This is a genomic window from Terrabacter koreensis, assembly GCF_054783315.1.
Genome location: NZ_BAAGQU010000004.1, coordinates 698,803 through 725,059 on the forward strand (window position 1 = coordinate 698,803; position 26,257 = coordinate 725,059).

The following is a 26,257-nucleotide window of genomic DNA, read 5'->3' on the forward strand; positions in this document are numbered from 1 at the left end:
CATGGCGACCAAGACCCGGACCCGTCCCTCGCGCGCGCAGGGCTCGCAGAGCGCGGAGCGCCTGCTCCAGCTGGCCGGCGGCCCCTCCCGCGCGCTCGACTCGCTCGGCGAGCAGATGCGCTTCTACGTGCGCTCCCTCGCCTGGAGCGGGCGCACGCTGCGCCGCTACAAGAAGGAGGTCGTGCGCCTCCTCGCCGAGGTGTCGCTCGGCACCGGCGCGCTGTCGGTCATCGGCGGCACCGTCGGCGTCATCGCCTTCCTCGCCTTCTTCACCGGCACCGAGGTCGGCCTCCAGGGCTACTCCTCGCTCGACCAGCTCGGCACGGGCGCCTTCACCGGCTTCTTCTCGGCCTACCTCAACACCCGAGAGATCGCGCCGCTCGTCGCGGGCCTGGCGCTCGCCGCCACGGTCGGCTGCGGCTTCACGGCCCAGCTCGGCGCGATGCGCATCTCCGAGGAGGTCGACGCGCTCGAGGTGATGGGCATCCCGTCGCTGCCGTTCCTCGTCACCACCCGCATGATCGCCGGCTTCATCGCCGTGATCCCGCTCTACGTGCTCGGGCTGCTCAGCTCGTACGCGGCGACGCGGTTCATCTCCACCGCCTACTTCGGGCAGTCCGAGGGCACCTACGACCACTACTTCCACCTGTTCCTGCCACCGGGCGACGTCTTCTGGTCGTTCGCCAAGGTCATGGTGTTCGCGGTCGTGATCATCCTCATCCACTGCTACTACGGCTACACCGCATCGGGCGGCCCGGCCGGCGTGGGGGTCGCGGTCGGCACCGCGGTGCGCACCTCGATCGTCGCCATCAACATCGTCGACTTCTTCCTGTCGCTCGCCATCTGGGGCGCGACCACGAGTGTTCGGATCGCCGGATGAGTGCCACCAAGACCGCCGCGCCCGACGACGTCAGCACCGACTCGACGCCGGGCCCCATCACCCAGCACACGCGAAAGCGACTGGGGCAGAAGGGCTACGGCCTGGTGTTCCTCGTGGTGCTGGCCCTGCTGCTCGGACTCAGCATCGCGTCGTTCCAGAAGCGGTTCACGCCCGTCGTCATGGTGACGCTCGAGACGAACCGCCTCGGCAGCCAGATGCAGGAGAGCTCGGACGTCAAGCTGCGCGGCCTGCTCGTCGGCGAAGTGCGCACGGTCGAGGCGACGCCCACCGGTGCCCGCCTCCAGCTGGCGCTGCAGCCCGACGACGTGGCGAAGATCCCCTCCAACGTCACCGCCCGGCTGCTGCCCAAGACGCTCTTCGGCGAGCGCTACGTCGACCTCGTCACGGCGGGTCCGAGCCGGCGGTCGATCCGGGCCGGCGACGTCATCCCGCAGGACCGCAGCAAGGTCGCCATCGAGCTCGAGACCGTCTTCGACAATCTCTACCCCCTGCTGCGCACGGTGCAGCCCGCCAAGCTGGCGACGACGCTGAACGCCCTGTCGACGACGCTCGACGGTCGCGGCGACCAGATCGGCCGCAACTTCGTGCTGGTCGACCGCTACCTCAAGGCGCTCAACCCCAGCATGCCGACGATCCAGAAGGACATCTCCCTGCTCGCCGACACCGCAGACCTCTACAACGGGGTCGCCCCCGACTTCTTCCGCCTGACCGAGTCGCTGCGCGTCACGAACCGCACCATCGTCGAGAAGGACCAGCAGCTGGCCGCCTTCCTCGTCGGCACCGCTGGCTTCGCCAACCAGGCGGCCGGGTTCCTCCGCGACAACGAGGAACGCATCATCCAGGTCGGGCAGGTGAGCCGGCCGACGCTCGCCGTCCTCGCCGAGTACTCGCCGATCTACCCCTGCATCGCCTCGGGCATGGTCAACTGGCTGCCGCGGGCCAACCAGGCGTTCTCGGGAGGCACCTTCCACATCACGCTCGAGGTCGTGAAGCCGCGCAAGGCCTACCAGCCCGGCGAGGAGCCCAGCTGGGGCGACAAGCGCGGGCCGCGCTGCTACGGGCTGCCGAGCCCCGACGGGTCGCAGTCGAACCCCTTCGCCGGCAACCACTTCGACGACGGCACGAAGCCGGCGAGCGAGGCCTTCTCCGGCGTGCCGCAGGCCCTGCTGGGCGACGCCTCGGCCGACTCGGGAACGGCGGGCACGGTCGACGAGCAGCGCGTCGTGAGTGCGCTCTTCGCCGGCGACGGCCGCCACGGCAGCGGCGGCAGCGGCGGCACCACTGACGGTTCGGACGGCATACGCACGCTGCTCGCCGGACCGATGATGCGCGGAACGGTGGTGAGCACCCGATGAAGGTCAAGGGCTCCCTCGTCAAGCTCATCCTCTTCGCGGCCGTCACCCTGTTCGCGACCAGCATCCTCGCCCTGACGATCGCCAACATCCAGCTCGGCTCGAAGGCGACCTACACGGCCCTCGTCAGCGACGCCACCGGCGTCATCGCGGGCCAGGACGTCCGCATCGCCGGCGTACGCGTGGGGGAGGTGACCGACGTGCGGGTCGCGCCCGGGGCCGGCTCCGACCACGCGAACGCAGCGATCGAGTTCTCGGTGCTCAAGAGCTCGGTGCTCACCCAGGGCACCGAGGTGACGGTCAAGTACCGCAACCTCGTCGGCCAGCGCTACCTCGCACTGACGCAGGGCGCCGGCAACCCGGCCGCGCTCGCCGACGGCGCGACGATCCCGCTCGCCCGGACCCACCCGGCACTGGACCTCACCGTCCTCTTCAACGGCTTCAAGCCGCTCTTCGCGGCGCTCTCTCCGAGCGACGTCAACGAGCTCTCGGGCCTGCTCATCCAGACCCTCCAGGGCGAGGGCGGCGACATCAACAGCCTGCTCGCCAAGACCGCGAGCCTCACCTCGACGATCGCCGACCGCGACGCCGTCATCGGCCGCACCATCGACAACCTCAACACGGTGCTGGGCACGGTCGACGCCCACGACCAGCAGCTGCTCTCGCTCATCGACCAGCTGCAGCGCTTCACGAGCGGGCTCGCGGCCGACCGCGAGACGATCGGTCGCTCGCTGTCGGGCATCAACACGCTCTCCGCCGAGACGGCCGACCTTCTGGTGTCGACGCGGCCGCTCATCAAGGACGACGTCGCCCAGCTGCGCACGCTCGCCACGACGCTCAACAAGCCGGCCAACGTCAAGCAGTTCGAGGACTTCATCTCGAGCGCGACGCAGCGCATCACGACCCTGACGCGCACGGCCACCTACGGCTCGTGGTTCAACTTCTACCTGTGCCGGTTCGACACCAAGAGCCCCCTGCTGCCCGGTGTCTCGCCCACCTACTCCGTCGCGTCCGCGAGGTGCAACTCATGAGCACGCCCTTCCGCGAGCGCAACCCCGTGCCGATCGGCGCCGCCGGTCTGGCGATCCTCGGGCTGCTGCTCTTCCTCGCGTTCAACGCCTCGAACCTGCCCTTCATCGGCGGCGGCACCTCGTACAGTGCGGCCTTCACCGAGGCGGGCGGCATCCGGCCCGACGACGACGTGCGCATCGCGGGCGTCAAGGTCGGCAAGGTCACCGGGGTCGACCTGGAAGACGGCCACGTCCGCGTCGACTTCACCGTCACCGAGGACGCCTCCTTCGGCACCCGCACCGGGGCCTCCATTCGGATGAAGACGATCCTCGGGGAGAAGTACGTCGCGCTCGACCCCAAGGGCGACGGGCAGCTCGACGCCGACAGCCAGATCCCGGTGTCGCGCACGGTCAGCTCCTACGACGTCATCAACGCCTTCCAGGACCTCACGACCACGACCGAGCGCATCGACACCGACCAGCTGGCCCAGTCGCTGTCGGTCATCGCGACCGAGTTCAAGGACAGCCCGCAGTACGTCCGCTCCACGCTCGACGGGCTGTCGCGCCTGTCCCGCACCGTCGCGAGCCGCGACGCCGAGCTCGGGTCGCTGCTGCAGCGCGCCAACAGCGTCACCGGTCTCGTGCGCAGCCGCAACCAGCAGGTCGGCACGCTCATCAAGGATGCCGACCTGCTCATGGTCGAGCTGGTGAAGCGTCGCGACGACATCCGCACGCTGTTCCGCAACACGTCGGCGCTCGCCACGCAGCTGACCGGCCTGGCCCGCGACAACAGGGCCCAGCTGAAGCCCGCGCTCGCCGAGCTCGACAAGACCCTCGCGCTGCTCCAGAAGCACGACACCGACCTCCAGAAGACGATCCGCGCCATGGCACCCTTCACCCGCGTCTACGCCAACACCCTCGGCACCGGCCGCTGGTTCGACACCTGGGTGTCCAACCTCGTCGTGCCGGTCGGCAGCCCCGGCCTCGCACTGCCCGGCACGCAGCTGCCCGACCTGCTCCTGCCGGGCCTCACGGGAGGTGCTCGCTGATGGTCACCGAGACCCGCAGCCGTATGCCGTTCGGCCGGTTCCACGGGCCTGCGACGGTGCTCGGCAAGGTCGTCACCGGCCTCGTGGTCGTCGCCCTCGTCGCGGCCGCGTTCCTCTTCTGGCCGCGGCAGCAGCAGACGACCGTCAGCGCCGACTTCACCCGGGCCGTCGGGCTCTACCCCGGCTCCGACGTACGCATCCTCGGCGTCAGGGTGGGCCAGGTCGACGCGGTGGTGCCCGAGGGCGACCACGTGCACGTCACGTTCAGCTACGACGAGAAGTACCGCGTGCCCGCGACGGCGAAGGCCGCCATCGTGGCCCCGTCGCTCGTCTCCGACCGCTACGTCCAGCTGCTCCCCGTCTACGAGGCCGGCCCGGCGCTCGCCGCGGGCACGCGCATCCCGGTCTCGCGCACGGCTGTCCCGGTCGAGCTCGACCGGGTGTCGCAGAGCCTCGACGACCTCATGGTCGCGCTCGGTCCCGACGGCGCCAACAAGGACGGCGCCCTCAACCAGCTGCTCCAGACCTCCGCCGCGAACCTCGACGGCAACGGCGACAAGCTGAACTCGACGGTGCGCGACCTGTCGACGGCCCTGTCGACCCTCTCGGGCAGCCGCGACGACCTCTTCGGAACGGTGAAGAACCTCCAGTCCTTCACCTCGATGCTCGCCACGAACAACGCGCAGGTGCGTCGGCTCAACAGCGACCTCGCCACCGTGGCGGTGCAGCTGAGCGAGGAGCGCGAGAACCTCAAGGCGACGCTCAGCAGCCTGGGGGTCGCGGTCGACGAGGTGTCCGGGTTCGTGTCCGACAACCGGGCCCTGCTCAAGAGCAACCTCGACCGTGCCGTCACCGTGACGGGCGCGTTCGCGAAGAACCGCCAGGCCCTGGCCCAGGTGCTCGAGAACGCCCCGGTGGCCCTGTCGAACCTGCAGAACGCCTACCACCCCGAGACGGGCACGCTCGACACGCGGAACAACGCCAAGGGCTTCGACGACCCGCTCCTGCTCGTCTGCTCGATCCTCACCGGACCCACCAACACCGGCAACACGCGCCTGTGCGACTCGTTGAAGAAGGCCGTGGTGCCCAAGCTGCCCCAGCTCCCCTCGCTGCCGAACGGCGCTGCGCTGCAGGGCAGCCCGCAGCCCGGCGGGCTGGTCAACCTGCGCGGTGCCGACCCGACCCTCGGCGGACTCCTCGGAGGTTCCCGATGACGTATGCCGTCCGCTCCCGCTCACGTGCCGCGCTAGCCGCGGTGGTGCTCGGCGCCCTGGCCCTCGGTGGCTGCAGCGCCTACGACCTGCCGCTCCCGGGCGGCGCCGGCACCGGCGACAACTCGTACACGGTCACGGCCGAGTTCGCCGACGTTCTCGACCTCGTGCCGCAGTCGTCCGTCAAGGTCAACCAGGTGACGGTCGGCTCGGTCGAGGACATCCAGGTCACCGGGTGGACCGCGACGGTCCGCCTCCGCCTGCCCGCGACCGTGGTGCTGCCCGACAACGCCACGGCGGAGCTGAAGCAGACCTCCCTGCTCGGCGAGAAGTACGTCGCGCTCGCCGCCCCCACCGACGCGAAGCCGCAGGGCCGTCTCGGCGAGGGTGACCGCATCCCGCTGGCCCGCACGAGCCGCAACCCCGAGGTCGAGGAGGTCCTCGGCGCGATGTCGCTGCTGCTCAACGGTGGCGGCGTGGCGCAGCTGAAGACCATCGAGGTCGAGCTGAACAACGCGCTGCGCGGCCGCACCGGCGACGTCAAGGACCTCGTCGGCCAGCTGAACACGTTCGTCGGCGGGCTCGACGCCCAGAAGGGCGAGATCGTCCGCGCCATCGACAGCATCGACCGGCTCTCCGGCACCCTGGCCAAGAACCAGGAGAAGATCGCCAAGGCCCTCGACGAGCTGCCCAAGGGTCTCAAGATCCTCGCCGACCAGCGCCGCCAGCTCACCGCGATGCTCACGGCCCTGCGCGACCTCGGCGAGGTCGGCACCCGCGTCATCCGCGGGTCGCGAGCCGACCTCGAGGCCAACCTGCGGGCCGTCAGCCCGATCCTGCGCCAGCTCAACAAGGCCGGAGACGACCTGCCCAAGAGCTTCCAGCTGCTGCTGACCTATCCGTTCCCCAACAACGCCCAGAACACCATCAAGGGTGACTTCACCAACCTCTGGGCCACCCTCGACACCAACGTCGACACGATCGCCGGCAACCTCGGGGTCGGCAGGCTGCCGAACCTGCCCGCCGTCCCGGGCGTGCCGCTGCCGTCGGTGCCGCTGCCGTCGGTGCCGCGCCCGAGCATCCCGGTGCCGTCCGCGCCCGGACTGCCCACCGGCATACCCACGACTCTGCCCGGTGGCCTGCTCCGTGCGCCGCAGGGCAGCGCCCAGGCCGACCAGGCCTCGTGGTCTGCCCTCTTCCCCACGGGAGGCTCCCGATGATCACCCGCACCGTGCGGCTCCAGCTCGCCGCGTTCGCCCTGCTCTCGGTGGTCCTCGTCGCCGTCCTCTCCGCGAACTACGTCGGGCTGACCGACAAGATCGCCGGCGGCAGCTACGTCGTGTCCGCCGACCTGGCCCAGTCGGGCGGCATCTTCGTCGGGGCCGAGGTCACCTACCGTGGCGTCACGGTCGGCAAGGTCGAGACGATGCGTCTCTCGGGTGACGGTGTCGTCGTCGACGCACGGCTCGACCGCGGCACCGAGGTGCCGAAGGATGCGAGGGCCGTCGTCGAGAACCGTTCCGCGGTGGGGGAGCAGTACCTCGACCTGCAGCCGCGCACGTCGAGCGCGCCCTACCTCGCGGCCGGCGACGTGATCCCACGCGACCGCACGGCGTTCCCCATCCGCATCGACCAGCTGCTCCAGCACGTCGACAACACCGTCGCATCCGTGCCCAAGGACGCGCTCGTCACCACCGTCGACGAGCTGGCCGAGGCCTTCAAGGGCGGCGGCGCCGACCTGCAGCGGCTCATCGACTCGGGCAACGCCCTGACCGCGGCCGCCTCCGAGGCCCTGCCCGAGACGACGAAGCTCATCGACGACGGACGCATCGTCCTCGACACCCAGGTGAAGTCGGGCAAGGACATCCGCACCAGCGTCTCCGGCTTCGCCGACGTGGCCGACGCCCTGCGTCAGGCCGATCCCGACCTGCGCGTCGTGCTCGACCGTGGCGCCGTCGCCGCCAAGGAGCTCGACGCGCTCATCGCCGAGAACAAGCAGAGCCTCGCGGCGCTCATCGCCAACTTCATCACGGTCGGCAACGTGACCACGGCGCGCCTCGACGGCATCGAGCAGCTCCTCGTCACCTACCCCGACGTCGTCAACGGCGGCTTCACCGTCGTGCCGGGCGACGGCACCGCCCACTTCGGGCTCGTGCTCAACGCCGACGACCCCAAGGCGTGCACGGCGGGCTACGAGGGCACGAAGAAGGTCGACCCGCACCGCACCGCCGGTCTGCCGCCGGTCAACCTCGATGCGCACTGCGCCGCCTCGCGGGGTTCCGGCGTCAACGTGCGAGGGGCGCAGAACGCGCCCAAACCCTCCCGTTCCGGGCAGGGCGGCCAGAGCTACCCGATGGCGTTCGGTCCCACTCCCGTGACTCTGGGCAACCCGGCCGTGACCTCGGGCAGCCCTGCGTCGTTGTCAGTCCAGTCGCCGGTCGTCCCGGCCGGTGGCGACGCACGGACCGACAACGGCACGAGCTGGCTCTGGATGATGCAGGAGGCGCTCCGCTGAGCCGGTGACGGAAGGAATCCCCTCGATGACGATGGCCCCCACCCGCTCGACCTCCCCTGCGGAGACCGAGCTCCCCAACCGGTCACCCCAACCCGACGGCCCGGCTGCCGGCGACACCCGCGGCTCCAGCGACACCGTGGCCGAGCGCGACACTGCCGCTCCCGGCCGCGACGACGCGCCACGTGCGGGCCTCAGGGGTGTCCGCACGTGGCGACCCACCTCACGACTGCTCTGGGCACTCGCGGCGGTGCTGCTCCTCGCGGCGGTGGCCGTGGCGGCGACGCTCGGCCGCTCGGCCTGGCAGGCCCAGCGCGCCGCGGACGCCCGCGACACGGCGCTCGCGGCGGGCCGCCAGATCGCGGTCAACTTCGTGACGATGAACGCCTCGACGTTCGACGCCGACACCAAGCGTGTCCTCGCCGACTCCACGGGCTCGTTCCAGAAGGAGTACAGCGCGACGTTGGCCCAGCTGAAGCCGGTCGTGACGGCCAACAAGACCGTCTCGACCGTCGAGCGGGCCGAGGCCTCGCTCGTCTCGGGCGACGCCGACTCGGCCAAGGTCATCGTCGGCGTGGTCGCGCCCACGACCAACGCCTCGACCCCCAAGGCCGAGAAGAAGACCTACCGGCTCCGGCTCGACCTCGTGAAGGTCGGCGACTCGTGGAAGGTGAGCTCCCTTGACTTCGTCAGCTGACCCCCGACGCCCTGCCGCAACAGTTGCAGGCTCGCGTCGTCGTGTCGCCGGTGCCCGACGGCGCGGCCGCGACACCGCGACCGGCACCCTCGTGCTCGACCGACCCACCGACCTCGAGCCCGACACCGATCTCGAGGCCGACACCGCTGAGGCCGACACCGACGTCGAGCGCGACGCCCAGCTCGCCCGTGGCACCGACCTCGTCGAGACCGACGACGCATCGGCTCACGCCACGGTCGCCGCTGACGCGATCGCCGACCCTGACGCGAACGCCGACCCTGCCGACCGGCGCACCCGTCGCGGCTCGCTGTGGGCGTCTGCCATCGGCGCCGCAGTGGCTCTCGCCCTGCTCGCCACCGCACTGGTCTACGGCCTGCGGCCGACCGTGTCCGACGGCGACCGCACGGCAGCGGTCAGCTCGGCCCGCACCACCCTCGAGAGCCTGCTCAGCTACAGCGGCTCCACGTTCGACAAGCACGTCGGCGAGGTGTCCCCGCAGCTGACGGCCCCCTTCAAGGACCAGTTCACCAAGGTCGCCGCCAGCGACATCAAGCCCATGGCCGTCAAGAACGAGGCGACCGTGCAGGCCAAGGTCTACGAGGCCGGCGTCATGGACACCACGGGCGACGGCGGCGAGGGCACCACGGTGCGCGTCATGGCCTTCGTCAACCAGGCCACGACCACCAAGGCGCAGCAGGCCCCGGCGATCGACCAGAACCGGGTCATCGCCACGATGCGGAAGGTCGGCGACCGCTGGCTCGTGAGCGAGCTCTCCGCGTTCTGACCGGCAGCTCCAGGCCGGCTCCCGACCAGGGGAACCTGGGGGAAGGTCCCGGGCGTCGACTCCGACGTCCGGGACCGAGGCGACACCTCGGCGCGGGTCGGAGCGACTCCCGGCGCTGCGGCATACTGCCTGCTGTGAAGCTGATCCAGGCCGATGGCGTCCCTGTGTCCCTTGCCCGCGTCGACCAGCCGGAGGCCGCCCCCGTGCGGGTGGGCGTCGTCCAGCACGAGTGGGTCGACGACCCCGGAGCGCTCGTCGCGACCCTGCGCGACGGCATCCGCGCCGCCGCCCAAGCGGGCGCCACCATCGTCTTCCTGCCCGAGCTGACCCTGTCGCGCTACCCGGCCGACACCCTGCCCGAGGGCACACCCTCCGCCATCGCCGAGGACCTCGAGTCGGGGCCCACCGTCACCTTCGCGCGCGACGCGGCCCGCGACTTCGGCGTCCACGTCCACGCCTCCCTGTACGAGCGCGCCGACGCCGGTGACGGGCTCGGTTTCAACACCGCCGTGGTCGTCGCCCCGAGCGGCGAGCTGGTCGCCCGCACCCGCAAGACGCACATCCCGGTGACGGCCGGCTACTACGAGGACAAGTACTTCCGCCCCGGTCCCCCCGAGGACGCGTATCCCGTTGTGTCCCTGCAGGACCCGTCGGTGCGACTCGGCCTGCCGACGTGTTGGGACGAGTGGTTCCCCGAGGTCGCACGGCTCTACTCCCTCGGCGGCGCCGAGGTGCTCTGCTACCCGACGGCCATCGGGTCCGAGCCCGACCACCCCGAGTTCGACACGCAGCCGCTGTGGCAGCAGGTCATCGTCGGCAACGGCATCGCGAACGGCCTCTTCATGGTCGTCCCCAACCGCTTCGGCACCGAAGGCCTCATCACCTTCTACGGCAGCTCGTTCATCTCCGACCCGTACGGCCGCATCCTCGTGCAGGCCCCGCGCGACGAGGCGGCAGTGCTGGTCGCCGACCTCGACCTCGCCCAGCGTCGTGACTGGCTCGAGCTCTTCCCGTTCCTCGAGACCCGCCGACCCGACTCGTATGCCGCCCTGACCGCCCCCGTGCGCGCCGAGCACCGTCGCGAGGTGGCCCGGTGACCGACGCCGTCGAGGCCTCGGCGTCGGGGTCGGCACCGGTGTCGGGGTCGGTGTCAGGCGAGGTGGCAGGCGCCACGGCGCCGGGCTGGCGCATGCCCTCCGAGACCGCCCCCCACGACTGCACGTGGATGGCGTGGCCGAGCCAGGGCTACACGCTCGGTGACACGGCGGAAGAGGCGACGAAGGCGCGGCGCACGTGGGCCGCGGTCGCCAACACCGTCGCCGAGTTCGAGCCGGTGCGCATGGTCGTCGTGCCCGACGACCTCGCCGTGGCGCGCGAGCACCTGAACCCCGACGTCGAGCTGGTCCCGGCCGAGCTCGACGACGCGTGGATGCGCGACATCGGCCCCACCTTCGTGCGTTCGGCCGACGGTTCCCGGCTCGGGGCGGTCGACTGGGTGTTCAACGGCTGGGGTGCGCAGTCCTGGGCCCGCTGGGAGCGCGACGCGCGCGTCGGCTCGTTCGTCGCCGGCCTGAGCGGCGCCGAGGTGGTCGGCTCGACCCTGGTCAACGAGGGCGGCGGCATCCACGTCGACGGTCTCGGCACCGTGCTGCTCACCGAGACCGTGCAGCTCGACCCGGGCCGCAACCCCGGCCTGACCCGTGCCGACGTCGAGGCCGAGCTCGCCCGCACCATCGGCGCCACGGCCTGCATCTGGCTGCCGCGCGGCCTGACCCGCGACTACGACGAGTTCGGCACCCGCGGCCACGTCGACATCGTCGCGGCGATCCCGAGCCCGGGCGTCGTGCTGCTCCACGAGCAGCACGACGAGAGTCACCCCGACCATGCCGTCTCGCGCGAGCTGCGGGCCCTGCTCGAGGACGCCCGAGACGCCCGGGGCGAGCGCTTCGAGGTGGTCGGGGTGCCGGCGCCGCGCACCCTCGCCGACGACGAGGGGCCCGTGGACTGGAGCTACCTCAACCACCTCGTCGTCAACGACGGCGTCATCGCGTGCACGTTCGGCGACCCGCAGGACGAGGCGTCGCTGGCGGTGCTCGCCGAGGCCTACCCGGGCCGGCGGGTCGTCGGTGTCGACGCCCGCCCGCTCTTCGACCGCGGCGGCGGCATCCACTGCATCACCCAGCAGCAGCCGTCACTCTGACGTCGAGTGCTCACTTCCGGACGTCCCTGCCCGTGGCGACGGCCCCCGGGAGGGCCCGGAAGTGAGCACTCGACGGACGCTCAGGCCTGGGGGAGGCGCTTGTGGATGTCCTCGCTCATGCGCACGACCGACAGGTAGAACTCGAGCGTCATGCGGATCACCGCGAGGTAGATGACCAGGAAGATCGGTCCGAGGACGAGCACCGACAGGCCGCTGCCGAAGCCGCGCAGGAAGCTCGCGAAGAGCAGCACCAGCCAGGTGGCCACGAGCGCCACGGTCGCGAGCAGGTAGACGAACCGCACGAGGATCGGCGTCACGAAGTTGGTGAAGCTGAAGTCGAAGAGGGCGCTGAAGAACCCGGCGCCCTCGCGGGCCGGGTTGGGCAGGCTCGACATCCCGGAGGGCCCGGACGGGCCGGACGGGCCGGTCTGGCCGGTCGGGCCGGTCGAGTGGTCGGTCGGGGCGCTCGAGTAGTCGGACGGCGGGGGAGGGGGCGGCGGGGTGCTGCCGCTGCCGGTTGGGGACGTCTCGGGCTGGCCCGGCTGGCCGGGCTGGCCGGACGGCAGCGGCGTGGTCGGGTCGCCGGCGGGGCGGTTGAAGGACGGCTGCTCGGGCGGGTTCTGGTCGGACAAGGCTTCCCTCTCGGAGGTGGCGTCTACGGAACTGGCTGCCCCGCCCATGCTAGGTGCCGACCGTGCTGCAGCAGGGGCCGCGACGCGCCTCCGAGACGCCTCCGAGGCGGCTCCGAGGCGCCTCCGACGCGCCTACGACGTGCCTACGACGGGGGAGGGTCTTGACGTCAGGGCCTCGCCGGGCCATATTCGTCGCGTTCGCATCGCGAGCTCCCGGTCCGGGAGGCGTAGCAGGTCACGCCGAGGGCGTCCGGTCGTTCGAGACCGGGACGTACCTCGGTCGACGACCTCCGCCTCTTGACCCGGCTGGACACTCCTGCCCTTCGACGGTAGGCTAAGCCTTTGCGCTGCCCATGCCCACCTTTCGCGACCTCGGTCAGGCCATTCACCATGCCACACGGCATCCGGCCCGACCATCGGACCCGCGAGCGGAGCCATGCGGCAACGCGGATCTGAAGATTCGAAAAAGGCCCGTGGAAGGACCCTCCTTGGCTGCCTCGCGTACTGCGACGAACATGTCCACCGCACAGACCCCTTCGGGGCGTCTGTCCTTCGCGAAGATTCGCGAACCACTCGAGGTCCCCGACCTCCTGGCGCTTCAGACGGAGAGCTTCGACTGGCTGCTCGGCAACGAGCGCTGGCAGGCTCGCGTCGCCGCGGCCAAGGCCGAGGGGCGCACCGATGTCCCGGACCGGTCCGGGCTCGAGGAGATCTTCGAGGAGATCTCCCCGATCGAGGACTTCAGCGGCTCGATGTCGCTGTCGTTCCGCGACCACCGCTTCGAGGAGACCCGCAAGACGATCGAGTCGTGCAAGGAGCGCGACCAGACGTACGACGCACCCCTCTTCGTCACCGCCGAGTTCATGAACGCCCAGACGGGCGAGATCAAGAGCCAGACGGTGTTCATGGGTGACTTCCCGCTCATGACCGAGCGCGGCACCTTCATCATCAACGGCACCGAGCGTGTCGTCGTCTCGCAGCTCGTCCGCAGCCCGGGCGTCTACTTCGAGCGCACCCCCGACAAGACGTCCGACAAGGACATCTACACGGCGAAGATCATCCCGAGCCGTGGTGCCTGGCTCGAGTTCGAGATCGACAAGCGCGACATGGTCGGCGTCCGCGTCGACCGCAAGCGCAAGCAGTCCGTCACGGTGCTGCTCAAGGCCCTCGGCTGGACCGAGGCGCAGATCCTCGAGGAGTTCGGCGAGTTCGAGTCGATGCGCCTCACCCTGGAGAAGGACCACACCCAGGGCCAGGACGACGCGCTGCTCGACATCTACCGCAAGCTGCGCCCGGGCGAGCCGCCGACGAAGGAGGCCGCGCAGACGCTGCTCGACAACCTCTACTTCAACGGCAAGCGCTACGACCTCGCCAAGGTCGGCCGCTACAAGGTCAACAAGAAGCTCGGCCTCGACGGCTCGATCAACGACTCGACGCTGTCGATCGACGACATCGTCAAGACGATCAAGTTCATCGTCACGCTGCACGACGGCCAGGACTCGATGAAGGGCGTCAAGAACGGCGAGGAGATCGACGTCCGCGTCGAGGTCGACGACATCGACCACTTCGGCAACCGTCGCCTGCGCTCCGTCGGCGAGCTCATCCAGAACCAGGTCCGCACCGGCCTGTCCCGCATGGAGCGCGTCGTCCGCGAGCGCATGACCACGCAGGACGTCGAGGCGATCACCCCGCAGACCCTGATCAACATCCGCCCCGTGGTGGCGTCGATCAAGGAGTTCTTCGGCACCTCGCAGCTCTCGCAGTTCATGGACCAGAACAACCCGCTCGCGGGTCTGACGCACAAGCGTCGTCTGTCCGCGCTCGGCCCGGGTGGTATCTCCCGTGACCGCGCCCAGATGGAGGTCCGTGACGTCCACCCGTCGCACTACGGCCGCATGTGCCCGATCGAGACCCCGGAAGGCCCGAACATCGGCCTCATCGGCTCGCTCGCGTCCTACGGTCGCATCAACGCGTTCGGTTTCATCGAGACGCCGTACCGCAAGGTCGTCGACGGCCACGTCACCGACGACGTCGACTACCTGTCGGCCGACGAGGAGGACCGCTTCGTCGTCGCCCAGGCCAACGCGCCGCTCGACAAGCAGAACAACTTCACCGAGGACCGCGTGCTCGTGCGCACCAAGGGTGGAGAGGTCGAGCTCGTCCCCGGCGACGAGGTCGACTACATGGACGTCTCGCCGCGCCAGATGGTGTCGGCCGCGACCGCGATGATCCCGTTCCTCGAGCACGACGACGCCAACCGTGCCCTCATGGGCGCCAACATGCAGCGTCAGGCCGTCCCGCTCGTCAAGAGCGAGGCGCCGATCGTCGGCACCGGCATGGAGTTCCGCGCCGCCCTCGACTCGGGCGACGTCGTCCGCGCCGAGAAGGCCGGTGTCGTGCAGGAGGTGTCGGCTGACCTGGTCACCGTCGCCAACGACGACGGCACCTACCAGACCTACCGCATCGCCAAGTTCGCGCGCTCCAACCAGGGCACGAGCTACAACCAGGTCGTCGTCGTCAACGAGGGCGACCGTCTCGAGGCCGGCGGCGTCATCGCCGACGGTCCCGCGACCGACGGTGGCGAGATGGCGCTCGGGCGCAACCTGCTCGTGGCGTTCATGTCGTGGGAGGGCCACAACTACGAGGACGCGATCATCCTCAGCCAGCGTCTCGTCCAGGACGACGTCCTCTCCTCGATCCACATCGAGGAGCACGAGGTCGACGCCCGCGACACGAAGCTCGGCCCCGAGGAGATCACCCGGGACATCCCGAACGTCTCCGAGGAGGTCCTCGCCGACCTCGACGAGCGCGGCATCATCCGCGTCGGCGCCGAGGTGCGCGACGGCGACCTGCTCGTCGGCAAGGTCACGCCCAAGGGTGAGACCGAGCTGACCCCGGAGGAGCGCCTGCTGCGCGCCATCTTCGGTGAGAAGGCGCGCGAGGTCCGCGACACGAGCCTCAAGGTGCCCCACGGCGAGACCGGCACGGTCATCGGCGTCAAGGAGTTCCGCGCCGACATGGGCGACGACCTGCCGCCCGGCGTCAACCAGCTCGTCCGCGTCTACGTGGCCAACAAGCGCAAGATCACCGACGGTGACAAGCTCGCCGGCCGCCACGGCAACAAGGGCGTCATCTCGAAGATCCTCCCGGTCGAGGACATGCCGTTCCTCGAGGACGGCACGCCGGTCGACGTCGTGCTCAACCCGCACGGTGTGCCGCGTCGTATGAACCTCGGCCAGATCCTCGAGCTGCACCTCGGCTGGGCCGCCTCGCGCGGCTGGAAGATCGAGGGCAGCCCGGAGTGGGCCAAGGAGATCGCGCCCGACGCGCACGAGGCCCCCGCGGGCACGCGCGTGGCGACGCCGGTCTTCGATGGTGCGTCCGAGGACGTCGTCACCGGTCTGCTCGACTCGACGCTCAAGACGCGCGACGGGGTCCGCCTCATCGACGCGTCGGGCAAGACGCGCCTCTTCGACGGCCGCTCCGGCGAGCCGTTCCCCGAGCCCGTCGCGGTCGGCTACATGTACATCCTCAAGCTGCACCACCTCGTCGACGACAAGATCCACGCTCGCTCGACGGGCCCCTACTCGATGATCACCCAGCAGCCGCTCGGCGGTAAGGCCCAGTTCGGTGGCCAGCGCTTCGGTGAGATGGAGGTCTGGGCCCTCGAGGCGTACGGCGCCGCCTACACGCTCCAGGAGCTGCTGACGATCAAGTCCGACGACGTCCCCGGCCGCGTGAAGGTCTACGAGGCGATCGTCAAGGGCGAGAACATCCCCGACTCGGGCATCCCGGAGTCGTTCAAGGTCCTCCTCAAGGAGATGCAGTCGCTGTGTCTCAACGTCGAGGTCCTGAGCTCCGACGGCACGACGATCGAGATGAAGGAGTCCGACGAGGAGGTCTTCCGCGCGGCGGAGGAGCTCGGCATCGACCTGAGCCGGCGCGAGCCGTCCAGCGTCGAAGAGGTCTGAGAAAGGCCACCACACGACTGACGGTGCGTATGCCGTCCGGCCCGCCGAGCGGCATACGCACCCCACGTCTTCGAATCCCACTCAGACCAAAGACTTAACGAGAGTTACGAGAGAAGGAACCACGTGCTCGACGTCAACTTCTTCGACGAGCTGCGCATCGGCCTCGCCACCGCGGAATCCATCCGCCAGTGGAGCCACGGCGAGGTCAAGAAGCCCGAGACCATCAACTACCGCACGCTGAAGCCCGAGAAGGAGGGCCTCTTCTGCGAGCGCATCTTCGGCCCCACCCGGGACTGGGAGTGCAACTGCGGCAAGTACAAGCGTGTCCGCTTCAAGGGCATCATCTGTGAGCGCTGTGGCGTCGAGGTCACGCGCGCCAAGGTGCGTCGTGAGCGGATGGGCCACATCGAGCTCGCCGCCCCCGTCACCCACATCTGGTACTTCAAGGGTGTCCCGAGCCGCCTCGGCTACCTGCTCGACCTCGCCCCGAAGGACCTCGAGAAGGTCATCTACTTCGCGGCGTACATGATCACGTCCGTCGACGAGGAGCAGCGTCACGCCGACCTGCCCTCGCTCGAGGCGCAGATCCAGGTCGAGAAGAAGGAGATCGAGAACCGCCGCGACGCCGACGTCGAGGCCCGCGCGCAGCTGCTCGAGCGCAACGTCGCCGAGCTCGAGGCCGAGGGTGCCAAGGCCGACGCGAAGCGCAAGGTCCGCGACCAGGCGGAGCGCGAGATGAACAACATCCGCAAGCGTGCCGACCAGCAGGTCGAGCGCCTCGAGCAGGTCTGGGACCGCTTCAAGAACCTCAAGGTCCAGGACCTCGAGGGCGACGAGATCCTCTACCGCGAGATGCGTGACCGCTTCGGTCTGTACTTCGAGGGCGGCATGGGCGCCGCGGCGATCCAGAAGCGCCTCGAGTCCTTCGACCTCGAGGCCGAGGCCGAGCTCCTCCAGGAGATCATCGCCACCGGCAAGGGCCAGAAGAAGACCCGCGCCATCAAGCGCCTCAAGGTCGTCACCGCGTTCCAGACGACGACGAACCACCCGTCGGGCATGGTCCTCGACGCGATCCCGGTCATCCCGCCGGACCTGCGCCCGATGGTGCAGCTCGACGGTGGCCGCTTCGCGACCTCGGACCTCAACGACCTCTACCGTCGCGTCATCAACCGCAACAACCGCCTGAAGCGCCTGCTCGACCTCGGTGCGCCCGAGATCATTGTCAACAACGAGAAGCGCATGCTCCAGGAGGCCGTCGACAGCCTCTTCGACAACGGCCGTCGTGGTCGCCCGGTCACGGGCCCCGGCAACCGTCCGCTCAAGTCGCTGTCCGACATGCTCAAGGGCAAGCAGGGTCGTTTCCGCCAGAACCTGCTCGGCAAGCGCGTCGACTACTCCGGCCGTTCGGTCATCGTCGTCGGCCCGCAGCTGAAGCTGCACCAGTGCGGTCTGCCCAAGCAGATGGCCCTCGAGCTGTTCAAGCCGTTCGTGATGAAGCGCCTGGTCGACCTCGACCACGCGCAGAACATCAAGTCGGCCAAGCGCATGGTCGAGCGTGCCCGCCCGGTCGTGTGGGACGTCCTCGAAGAGGTCATCACCGAGCACCCGGTGCTGCTCAACCGTGCACCCACGCTGCACCGTCTCGGCATCCAGGCGTTCGAGCCGCAGCTCGTCGAGGGCAAGGCCATCCAGATCCACCCGCTCGTCTGCTCGGCCTTCAACGCCGACTTCGACGGTGACCAGATGGCCGTCCACGTGCCGCTGTCGGCGGAGGCGCAGGCCGAGGCCCGCATCCTCATGCTGTCGAGCAACAACATCCTGAAGCCGGCCGACGGTCGCCCCGTCACCATGCCGACCCAGGACATGATCACCGGCATCTACCACCTGACCGACGCCGTCGACGGTGGCGGTCTCGGTGCGGGCCGTGCGTTCACGTCGCCCTCGGAGGCCCGCATGGCCTTCGACCGTGGCGAGATCCAGATCGGCTCGGCGATCAAGCTGCGCCTCACCGACGCGGTGCCCCCGGCCGGCTTCGAGCTGCCCGAGGGTGTCGAGCCCGGCGAGGACGGCCTCGTGCCGATGCTGACCCTCGACACGACGCTCGGCCGCGCGATCTTCAACGACACGCTGCCCGTCGACTACCCGTTCGAGAACCGGGCCGTCGACCGCAAGCGCCTGTCGGCGATCGTCAACGACCTCGCGGAGCGCTACTCCAAGGTCCAGGTCGCCGCGTCCCTCGACGCCCTCAAGGAGGCCGGTTTCCACTGGTCGACCCGCTCGGGCTGCACCGTCTCCATCGCCGACGTCACGACGCCGGACAACAAGGCGGAGATCCTCGAGGGCTACGAGACGAAGGCCGCGAAGGTCCAGACCCAGTACGAGCGTGGTCTGATCACCGACGACGAGCGCCGTCAGGAGCTCGTCGAGATCTGGACGCAGGCGTCCAACCAGGTCGCCAAGGAGATGGAGACCAACTTCCCGCGCACGAACCCCATCTACCGGATGGTGTCCTCGGGCGCTGGTGGTAACTGGTTCCAGATCCGTCAGATCGCCGGCATGCGTGGCCTCATGGCCAACCCGAAGGGCGAGATCATCCCGCGCCCGATCAAGGCGAACTTCCGTGAGGGCCTCACGGTGCTCGAGTTCTTCATCTCGACGCACGGTGCCCGTAAGGGTCTGGCCGACACGGCTCTTCGTACCGCCGACTCCGGCTACCTCACGCGTCGTCTCGTCGACGTGTCGCAGGACGTCATCATCCGTGAGGACGACTGTGGCACCGAGCGCGGCCTGAAGCTGCCGATCGCGCAGGTCAACGAGGTCACGGGCACGCGCGCGCCGAGCGAGGTCGTCGAGGCCTCGGTCTACGCCCGCACGCTCGCCGAGGACGTCACCGACAAGGACGGCGCCGTCCTCGCGGAGGCCGGCATCGACCTCGGTGACGTCGTCATCGACGCGCTCTACGCCGCGGGCGTCGACGAGGTCCGGGTCCGCTCGGTCCTCACCTGCGACAGCCGCGTCGGCACGTGCGCGAAGTGCTACGGCCGTTCGCTCGCGACCGGCAAGCTCGTCGACATCGGCGAGGCCGTCGGCATCATCGCGGCCCAGTCGATCGGTGAGCCCGGCACGCAGCTGACGATGCGTACCTTCCACACCGGTGGTGCGGCCGCGGCCGACGACATCACCCAGGGTCTGCCGCGTGTCGTCGAGCTCTTCGAGGCCCGCACGCCCAAGGGTGTCGCCCCGATCGCCGAGGCCACCGGCCGCGTCGAGATCGAGGACACCGACAAGGCGCGCCGTGTCCTGCTCACGCCCGACGACGGCTCCGAGCAGCACGCGTACCCCGTGAGCAAGCGTTCGCGCCTGCTCGTGAGCGACGGCGACCACGTCGAGGTCGGCACCAAGCTGGTCCAGGGCGCGATCGACCCCAAGCAGGTCCTTCGCATCCTCGGCCCGCGCGCGGCGCAGAAGCACCTGGTGGACGAGGTCCAGCACGTGTACCGCCAGCAGGGTGTGTCGATCCACGACAAGCACATCGAGGTCATCGTGCGCCAGATGCTGCGTCGCGTGACGATCATCGAGGCCGGCGACGCCGACCTGCTGCCCGGCGAGCTCGCCGAGCGTGGTCGCTTCGAGGAGGAGAACCGCAAGGTCATGGCCGAGGGTGGCCGCCCGGCCGCCGGACGTCCCGAGCTCATGGGCATCACCAAGGCCTCGCTCGCGACCGAGTCGTGGCTGTCGGCCGCGTCCTTCCAGGAGACGACCCGCGTGCTCACGCAGGCCGCCATGGAGGCCAAGTCCGACCCGCTGCTCGGCCTCAAGGAGAACGTCATCCTCGGAAAGCTCATCCCTGCCGGCACGGGCCTGCCCCGCTACCGGAACATCAAGGTCGAGCCCACCGAGGAGGCCAAGGCCGCGATGTACTCGCTGCCGAACTACGACGCCTACGACTACGCAGGCTTCGGTTCGGGTTCGGGCGAGGCCATCCGTCTCGACGACGAGGCTCTCGGTCTCGACCAGTTCTGACCGGTCTCCCGGGGCACACGCCCCGACCACGTGTGCCGCTGGGCCGGCTCCCCGTCAGGGGAGCCGGCCCTCGGCGTCCGCGGGGAGGTGCCGGCCGGCGCCCCTCCCCAAAACGGACAAATCGGACTAGCCTCGCTCGGGAGGTGGTCGGACGGCGGCGCTCGGGGCCGTCGGCGGCACCCGTCGGGAGGTCGTCATGGTCCGTACTCCACGAGCGTCCAAGATCGTGCGCGGCCCCCGCGGCCCACGCACGCAACCCGTCCGCTGGCCCTTCCTGCTGGCGGTCGTCATGCTGGCCGTCGCGGCGGTCCTCTCGTCGGCTCCGCGCGGCAGCGGCGCGACCGTCTACGACACCCGCGACGCCGCGCTGCGTCGCGAGATCAGCAGGGTCTTCGCCGACTCCCGGGTCACCGCCTCGACAGCGAGGGTGGGGGCCGTCGTCAGGGACGCGTCGACCCGCACGAGCATCTACCTGCGCGGCTCGGACACCCCGCTCGCGCCGGCGTCGACCCAGAAGACCTTCACCGCTGCGGCGGCGCTCACCCGCCTCGGTGCCGGCTACCGCTGGCCCACCGACGTCTACGCCGGCGCGCCCGTCGGGGCCGGGGGAGTGGTGTCGGGGCGCCTCTACCTGCGCGGGAGCGGCGACCCCACGCTGCGCGAGCAGGACCTCACCGCGCTCGCCTCCGCGCTGAGGTCGCGTGGCGTCACGCGCATCGCCGGTGACGTGGTCGCCGACGCCTCCGCGTTCGACGAGGTGCGCTACAACCCGTACTGGTCCTCGTCGTACGCGTCGTCGTACTACGCCGCACAGGTGTCGGCGCTGACGCTGTCGCCGAACACCGACTACGACGCCGGCACCATCATCGTCACCGCGACCCCCGGCACCTCGACGACGGCCGTGCCGCGCCTCACGGTGACGCCGGCCTCCGCGGCCTCGCACGTGCGCCTCGTCAACCGGGCGCGCACCTCGGCAGCCGGCACCGCCACGACGATCGCGGTGACCCGCGCCGCGGGCACCAACACCATCACCGTGAGCGGTCAGGTGCCGGTGCGGCACGCGGCCACCCGCACGTGGGTGACGGTGAACGACCCCGCCCTCATGACCGCACGCGCCCTGCGGGCTCGTCTGCTGGCGGCGGGCATCCGGGTCGACGGCACCGCCGTGCGCGGCACGACCCCCAGGGCGCGCACCCTCCTCGCCCGGCACTCCTCGATGACGCTGGGGCAGCTGCTCGTGCCCTTCCTCAAGCTGAGCAACAACTCCCACGCCGAGGCCATCACCAAGACCCTCGGTGCGCGGACGGGCCGGCCCGGCAGCTGGGCCGACGGCACGGCCGCGCTCCGGGCGTATGCCGTGTCGATCGGCATCCCGGTGACGGGGCTGCGCTTCGTCGACGGCTCGGGGCTGGCCCGCGCCAACCGGCTCACCCCGAACCAGCTCGCCATGCTGCTCGACAAGGCCCAGCGCGCGCCCTGGTGGGCGACCTTCCGGGCGGCGCTTCCGGTCGCCGGCGTCGACCCCGTGCGCTGGCAGGGCGGCACGCTCGCCTCACGGATGCGCGGCACCGCCGCGGCCGGCAACCTGCGCGCCAAGAACGGCAGCCTCACGGGCGTCACGTCGCTCGCCGGCTACGTGTCGGGCGCCGACGGGCGCCGCTACGTCTTCGTGATGATGAGCAACTTCTCGGGCACCTCGCCCCGTCCTGTCGAGGACCGTCTCGGGGTGCTGCTCGCCCGGTGGCGCATGACCAACCGCTGACCCGTCGCACGCAGCCGCATCGATAGGGTGGGTGCATGACCGAGCCCACGGCCGACGTGCCGCACGCGCCCGACCCCGCCGAGCCCGCAGAGACGACGGAGACGACGGAGACGACGGAGACGACCGGCGGCCCCGACGGTCCGACGCCCACGATCATCGTGCTCACCGAGGAGGCCCTCAAGCCGGCCGACGTCGCCAAGATCATCGGCCTGCACGAGGACGACCGGCCCACCTACCGCGTGCTCGTGCCCGCCGACACCCAGCGCAACCTGCTCAGCTCCTTCCTCAACCACCTCAGCCTCTTCGAGATGCGCGAGGCCCTCGAGGCGCTGCGCCCCGTCGACCGCACCGGCGCCCACGCCGACGCCGACACCGCGCTGTCGACGACCCTGGCCGAGTTCGAGCGCCACGACGTCGACGCCACCGGTGAGATCACCTCCGACGACCCCATGCCGACCCTCGTCGAGGAGGTCGCCAGGCTGGGGGCCCGCGAGGTCGTCGTCGTCACCGAGCCGCACGCCGTCGAGGACACCTTCCACCGCGACTGGGCCTCCCGGGCCCGCGAGGCGCTCGGCGTGCCGGTGCTGCACATGTACGCCGGCGACTGGCGACTCGGCTGAGCCCACCCCGCGACGGCGCCGGGTGCGCCCGGCTCCACGCGGCGGCATACCGCATCGGGAGGCGCGGAGCCGGTTCAACCGATTTGGTCGGCGTGCCGCACCCCGGTACGCTTGAACACTGTGTCTGAGGCATGCACTCAGGCATGCGCGATGACGGCCCCGGTGCCCTGTCCAACCGCACGCAGCGGATGCGACACCACTTGGGTCCAGAGCACACCTTCCGCCGGGCAACCCGTCCCTTCCGAGCGCCGTGAGGCCATGGCAGGAGCGGGAAGTGCAGGGGGAAGAACCGGTTCCGACACACCCGACCTCGGGGGTCGAGGAACCGAACAGCCAAGGAGCCGTCCTCCGGGACGGCCGACAACGAGCAACGTTATGGAGTAACCAGGTTGCCTACCATCAACCAGCTGGTCCGCAAGGGCCGCCAGGACAAGGCCAGCAAGGCCAAGACCCCGGCGCTCAAGGGCTCGCCCCAGCGCCGCGGTGTGTGCACCCGCGTGTACACCACCACCCCCAAGAAGCCGAACTCTGCCCTCCGCAAGGTCGCCCGCGTGCGCCTCAGCTCGGGCATCGAGGTCACGGCCTACATCCCCGGCGTCGGCCACAACCTGCAGGAGCACTCGATCGTGCTCGTCCGCGGTGGCCGAGTGAAGGACCTCCCGGGTGTGCGTTACAAGATCGTCCGCGGCACGCTCGACACCCAGGGTGTCAAGAACCGCAAGCAGGCTCGTAGCCGTTACGGCGCGAAGAAGGAGAAGAGCTGATGCCTCGTAAGGGACCCGCTCCGAAGCGCCCGCTCGTCGTCGACCCGGTCTACGCCAGCCCGCTCGTCACGCAGCTCGTCAACAAGATCCTCCTCGACGGCAAGAAGTCGATCGCCGAGACGATCGTCTACGGCGCCCTCGAGGGCTGCCGCCAGAAGACCGGCACCGACCCCGTCGCCACGCTCAAGCGTGCGCTCGACAACGTCAAGCCGGCCATGGAGGTCAAGAGCCGTCGCGTCGGTGGCGCGACCTACCAGGTGCCGATCGAGGTCAAGCCGGGCCGCAGCACGACGCTGGCCCTGCGCTGGCTCGTCGGCTACTCCCGTCAGCGTCGCGAGAAGACGATGACCGAGCGCCTGATGAACGAGATCCTCGACGCGAGCAACGGCCTCGGTGCCGCGGTCAAGCGTCGCGAGGACACCCACAAGATGGCCGAGTCCAACAAGGCCTTCGCGCACTACCGCTGGTGACAGCGGTCCCGGCCGTATGCCGCCCGGCCCGCTGGGCGGCATACGGCTCGGGCCACGCCCGCCCCTCACGGACGACCGTGACGGCCCGGGCCCCGAGATTTCACTCCACGACGAATGAGACGAGAAACCTGACGTGGCACTCGACGTCCTGACGGACCTCAAGAAGGTCCGCAACATCGGCATCATGGCGCACATCGACGCTGGCAAGACCACGGTGACGGAGCGCATCCTCTTCTACACCGGTGTCAACCACAAGATCGGTGAGACCCACGACGGTGCGTCGACCACCGACTGGATGGAGCAGGAGAAGGAACGCGGCATCACGATCACGTCTGCCGCCGTGACCTCCTTCTGGGAGGGCACCCAGATCAACATCATCGACACCCCCGGACACGTGGACTTCACGGTCGAGGTCGAGCGCTCGCTGCGCGTCCTCGACGGTGCCGTCGCAGTGTTTGACGGCAAGGAGGGTGTCGAGCCGCAGTCCGAGACGGTGTGGCGCCAGGCCGACAAGTACAACGTGCCGCGCATCTGCTTCGTCAACAAGATGGACAAGCTCGGCGCGGACTTCTACTTCACCGTGCAGACGATCAAGGACCGCCTCGGTGCGGAGCCGCTCGTCATGCAGCTGCCGATCGGTGCCGAGAACGACTTCCTCGGCGTCATCGACCTCATCTACATGCGTGCCCTCGTGTGGCCCGGCGACGCCAAGGGCGACGTGACCATGGGTGCCAAGTACGAGATCGCCGAGATCCCGGCGGACCTCCAGGCCAAGGCCGAGGAGTACCGCATGGCTCTCGTCGAGCGCGTGGCCGAGGCCGACGACGACCTCATGGAGAAGTACCTCGGCGGCGAGGAGCTCACCGTCGACGAGCTCAAGGCGGGCATCCGCAAGCTCACCGTCAACTCCGAGATCTACCCGGTGTTCTGCGGCTCCGCCTTCAAGAACCGCGGTGTGCAGCCGATGCTCGACGCCGTCGTGGACTACCTCCCGTCGCCGATCGACGTGCCGGCCATGGTCGGTCACAAGCCCGGCGACGAGAGCGTCGAGCTGACGCGTGAGCCCAGCAAGGACGCCCCGTTCTCGGCGCTCGCCTTCAAGGTCGCCGCGCACCCGTTCTTCGGCACGCTCACCTTCATCCGCGTGTACTCCGGGCGCATCGCCGCCGGCTCGCAGGTCATCAACACGACCAAGGGCAAGAAGGAGCGCATCGGCAAGCTCTTCCAGATGCACGCCAACAAGGAGAACCCGGTCGACGAGGCCCTCGCCGGCCACATCTACGCCGCGATCGGCCTGAAGGACACCACGACGGGCGACACGCTCAGCGACCCGAACGAGCAGATCGTGCTCGAGTCGATGACGTTCCCCGACCCGGTCATCCAGGTCGCCATCGAGCCGAAGACGAAGGGTGACCAGGAGAAGCTCTCCACGGCCATCCAGAAGCTCTCCGCCGAGGACCCCACCTTCCAGGTGCACCTCGACGAGGACACCGGTCAGACGATCATCGCCGGCATGGGCGAGCTGCACCTCGACATCCTCGTCGACCGCATGAAGCGCGAGTTCAAGGTCGAGGCCAACGTCGGCAAGCCGCAGGTGGCCTACCGCGAGACGATCCGCCGCGCCGTCGAGAAGTACGACTACACGCACAAGAAGCAGACCGGTGGCTCCGGCCAGTTCGCGAAGGTCCAGGTGTCCTTCGAGCCCCTGGGCGAGACCGAGGACGGCTCGATGTACGAGTTCGTCAACGCCGTCACCGGTGGCCGCGTCCCGCGTGAGTACATCCCGTCGGTCGACGCCGGCATCCAGGACGCCATGCAGTACGGCGTGCTCGCCGGCTACCCGCTCGTCGGGATCAAGGCCACCCTCATCGACGGTGGCTACCACGACGTCGACTCCTCGGAGATGGCGTTCAAGATCGCCGGCTCGATGGTCCTCAAGGAGGCCATCAAGAAGGCGGACCCGGTCCTGCTCGAGCCGATGATGGCCGTCGAGGTGCGCACGCCCGAGGACTACATGGGCGACGTCATCGGCGACATCAACTCTCGCCGTGGCCAGATCCAGGGCATGGAGGACATCAGCGGCGCCAAGGTCGTCAAGGGCCTCGTCCCGCTGTCCGAGATGTTCGGCTACGTCGGAGACCTGCGCTCCAAGACGCAGGGCCGTGCGAGCTTCTCCATGGAGTTCGACTCCTACGCAGAGGTCCCCAAGGCTGTCGCCGAGGAGATCATCAAGAAGACCCGCGGGGAGTGACTACGGGCCATCCCGTAGTCTCTTCCATCGGAAACCACCCCACAGCGC

Annotated in this window: 19 protein-coding genes; 18 read left to right on the top strand and 1 reads right to left on the bottom strand. The window is 69.7% G+C overall.

Annotated features, from left to right (window positions below; genetic code table 11):
- Position 1 precedes the first annotated feature (1 nt).
- The 11 genes from ACYVNR_RS06015 to ACYVNR_RS06065 all read left to right on the top strand — a co-directional run bounded on the left by ACYVNR_RS06015 (position 2) and on the right by ACYVNR_RS06065 (position 11,716).
- The gene (locus ACYVNR_RS06015) at positions 2–880 is read left to right on the top strand and encodes an MlaE family ABC transporter permease (RefSeq protein WP_045191923.1); all 879 of its coding nucleotides are present in this window, start codon (positions 2–4) and stop codon (positions 878–880) included.
- Positions 877–2,256: an MCE family protein gene (locus ACYVNR_RS06020; protein WP_461047253.1), complete on the top strand. Its 1,380-nt coding sequence runs from the start codon at positions 877–879 to the stop codon at positions 2,254–2,256. Before ACYVNR_RS06015 ends, ACYVNR_RS06020 begins: the two co-directional genes overlap by 4 nt.
- Positions 2,253–3,284, top strand: a complete 1,032-nt coding sequence (locus ACYVNR_RS06025) for an MCE family protein (protein WP_461047255.1) — start codon at positions 2,253–2,255, stop codon at positions 3,282–3,284. The genes ACYVNR_RS06020 and ACYVNR_RS06025 overlap by 4 nt, the downstream gene beginning before the upstream one ends.
- Positions 3,281–4,312 (top strand): MCE family protein, encoded by a 1,032-nt coding sequence (locus tag ACYVNR_RS06030; RefSeq protein ID WP_461047257.1) that lies wholly within the window; start codon positions 3,281–3,283, stop codon positions 4,310–4,312. Before ACYVNR_RS06025 ends, ACYVNR_RS06030 begins: the two co-directional genes overlap by 4 nt.
- Positions 4,312–5,526, top strand: a complete 1,215-nt coding sequence (locus tag ACYVNR_RS06035) for an MCE family protein (protein WP_461047259.1) — start codon at positions 4,312–4,314, stop codon at positions 5,524–5,526. Before ACYVNR_RS06030 ends, ACYVNR_RS06035 begins: the two co-directional genes overlap by 1 nt.
- A complete protein-coding gene (locus ACYVNR_RS06040; protein WP_461047261.1) occupies positions 5,523–6,743 on the top strand; it encodes an MCE family protein in 1,221 nt (406 codons plus the stop codon). The genes ACYVNR_RS06035 and ACYVNR_RS06040 overlap by 4 nt, the downstream gene beginning before the upstream one ends.
- A complete protein-coding gene (locus ACYVNR_RS06045) occupies positions 6,740–8,038 on the top strand; it encodes an MCE family protein (RefSeq protein WP_458798567.1) in 1,299 nt (432 codons plus the stop codon). Before ACYVNR_RS06040 ends, ACYVNR_RS06045 begins: the two co-directional genes overlap by 4 nt.
- A 4-nt stretch (positions 8,039–8,042) precedes the next feature.
- Positions 8,043–8,732 (top strand): hypothetical protein, encoded by a 690-nt coding sequence (locus tag ACYVNR_RS06050; protein WP_458798566.1) that lies wholly within the window; start codon positions 8,043–8,045, stop codon positions 8,730–8,732.
- On the top strand, positions 8,716–9,516 hold the full coding sequence (locus tag ACYVNR_RS06055) for a hypothetical protein (RefSeq protein WP_461047264.1): 801 nt from the start codon (positions 8,716–8,718) through the stop codon (positions 9,514–9,516). The genes ACYVNR_RS06050 and ACYVNR_RS06055 overlap by 17 nt, the downstream gene beginning before the upstream one ends.
- A gap of 134 nt (positions 9,517–9,650) precedes the next feature.
- On the top strand, positions 9,651–10,613 hold the full coding sequence (locus ACYVNR_RS06060; RefSeq protein ID WP_045191916.1) for a nitrilase-related carbon-nitrogen hydrolase: 963 nt from the start codon (positions 9,651–9,653) through the stop codon (positions 10,611–10,613).
- A gap of 92 nt (positions 10,614–10,705) precedes the next feature.
- The gene (locus ACYVNR_RS06065) at positions 10,706–11,716 is read left to right on the top strand and encodes an agmatine deiminase family protein (protein WP_461048286.1); all 1,011 of its coding nucleotides are present in this window, start codon (positions 10,706–10,708) and stop codon (positions 11,714–11,716) included.
- 80 nt (positions 11,717–11,796) lie between these two features.
- Here the strand turns inward: ACYVNR_RS06065 and ACYVNR_RS06070 are convergent, their stop codons facing one another.
- Positions 11,797–12,348 (bottom strand): DUF4282 domain-containing protein, encoded by a 552-nt coding sequence (locus ACYVNR_RS06070; RefSeq protein WP_461047266.1) that lies wholly within the window; start codon positions 12,346–12,348, stop codon positions 11,797–11,799.
- Positions 12,349–12,836: 488 nt separating this feature from the next.
- Between ACYVNR_RS06070 and rpoB the strand changes: the two genes are divergently transcribed.
- The 7 genes from rpoB (at position 12,837) to fusA (ending at position 26,209) form a co-directional block, all read left to right on the top strand.
- Entirely contained in the window at positions 12,837–16,319 is a 3,483-nt protein-coding gene (gene rpoB, locus ACYVNR_RS06075) for a DNA-directed RNA polymerase subunit beta (protein ID WP_045191915.1), read from the top strand.
- Positions 16,320–16,442: 123 nt separating this feature from the next.
- On the top strand, positions 16,443–20,342 hold the full coding sequence (locus ACYVNR_RS06080) for a DNA-directed RNA polymerase subunit beta' (RefSeq protein WP_461047268.1): 3,900 nt from the start codon (positions 16,443–16,445) through the stop codon (positions 20,340–20,342).
- A gap of 196 nt (positions 20,343–20,538) precedes the next feature.
- Positions 20,539–22,104 carry a D-alanyl-D-alanine carboxypeptidase/D-alanyl-D-alanine endopeptidase gene (gene dacB, locus ACYVNR_RS06085; protein ID WP_461047270.1) on the top strand — a complete coding sequence of 522 codons (1,566 nt, stop codon included), beginning with the start codon at positions 20,539–20,541 and terminating at the stop codon, positions 22,102–22,104.
- A gap of 35 nt (positions 22,105–22,139) precedes the next feature.
- Positions 22,140–22,724 carry a hypothetical protein gene (locus tag ACYVNR_RS06090; RefSeq protein ID WP_461047272.1) on the top strand — a complete coding sequence of 195 codons (585 nt, stop codon included), beginning with the start codon at positions 22,140–22,142 and terminating at the stop codon, positions 22,722–22,724.
- A 389-nt stretch (positions 22,725–23,113) separates the two neighbouring features.
- Positions 23,114–23,488, top strand: coding sequence for a 30S ribosomal protein S12 (gene rpsL, locus ACYVNR_RS06095; RefSeq protein ID WP_020143255.1), 375 nt, complete (start codon positions 23,114–23,116; stop codon positions 23,486–23,488).
- A complete protein-coding gene (rpsG, locus tag ACYVNR_RS06100; protein ID WP_045191913.1) occupies positions 23,488–23,958 on the top strand; it encodes a 30S ribosomal protein S7 in 471 nt (156 codons plus the stop codon). Before rpsL ends, rpsG begins: the two co-directional genes overlap by 1 nt.
- A 133-nt stretch (positions 23,959–24,091) precedes the next feature.
- Positions 24,092–26,209, top strand: coding sequence for an elongation factor G (fusA, locus tag ACYVNR_RS06105; RefSeq protein ID WP_045191912.1), 2,118 nt, complete (start codon positions 24,092–24,094; stop codon positions 26,207–26,209).
- Positions 26,210–26,257 lie beyond the last annotated feature (48 nt).

Coding starts and splice junctions, on each gene's coding strand:
- ACYVNR_RS06015 (WP_045191923.1), top strand. CDS start 2: ATGGCGACCAAGACCCGGACCCGTCCCTCGCGCGCGCAGGGCTCGCAG.
- ACYVNR_RS06020 (WP_461047253.1), top strand. CDS start 877: ATGAGTGCCACCAAGACCGCCGCGCCCGACGACGTCAGCACCGACTCG.
- ACYVNR_RS06025 (WP_461047255.1), top strand. CDS start 2,253: ATGAAGGTCAAGGGCTCCCTCGTCAAGCTCATCCTCTTCGCGGCCGTC.
- ACYVNR_RS06030 (WP_461047257.1), top strand. CDS start 3,281: ATGAGCACGCCCTTCCGCGAGCGCAACCCCGTGCCGATCGGCGCCGCC.
- ACYVNR_RS06035 (WP_461047259.1), top strand. CDS start 4,312: ATGGTCACCGAGACCCGCAGCCGTATGCCGTTCGGCCGGTTCCACGGG.
- ACYVNR_RS06040 (WP_461047261.1), top strand. CDS start 5,523: ATGACGTATGCCGTCCGCTCCCGCTCACGTGCCGCGCTAGCCGCGGTG.
- ACYVNR_RS06045 (WP_458798567.1), top strand. CDS start 6,740: ATGATCACCCGCACCGTGCGGCTCCAGCTCGCCGCGTTCGCCCTGCTC.
- ACYVNR_RS06065 (WP_461048286.1), top strand. CDS start 10,706: ATGCCCTCCGAGACCGCCCCCCACGACTGCACGTGGATGGCGTGGCCG.
- dacB (WP_461047270.1), top strand. CDS start 20,539: ATGGTCCGTACTCCACGAGCGTCCAAGATCGTGCGCGGCCCCCGCGGC.
- ACYVNR_RS06090 (WP_461047272.1), top strand. CDS start 22,140: ATGACCGAGCCCACGGCCGACGTGCCGCACGCGCCCGACCCCGCCGAG.
- rpsG (WP_045191913.1), top strand. CDS start 23,488: ATGCCTCGTAAGGGACCCGCTCCGAAGCGCCCGCTCGTCGTCGACCCG.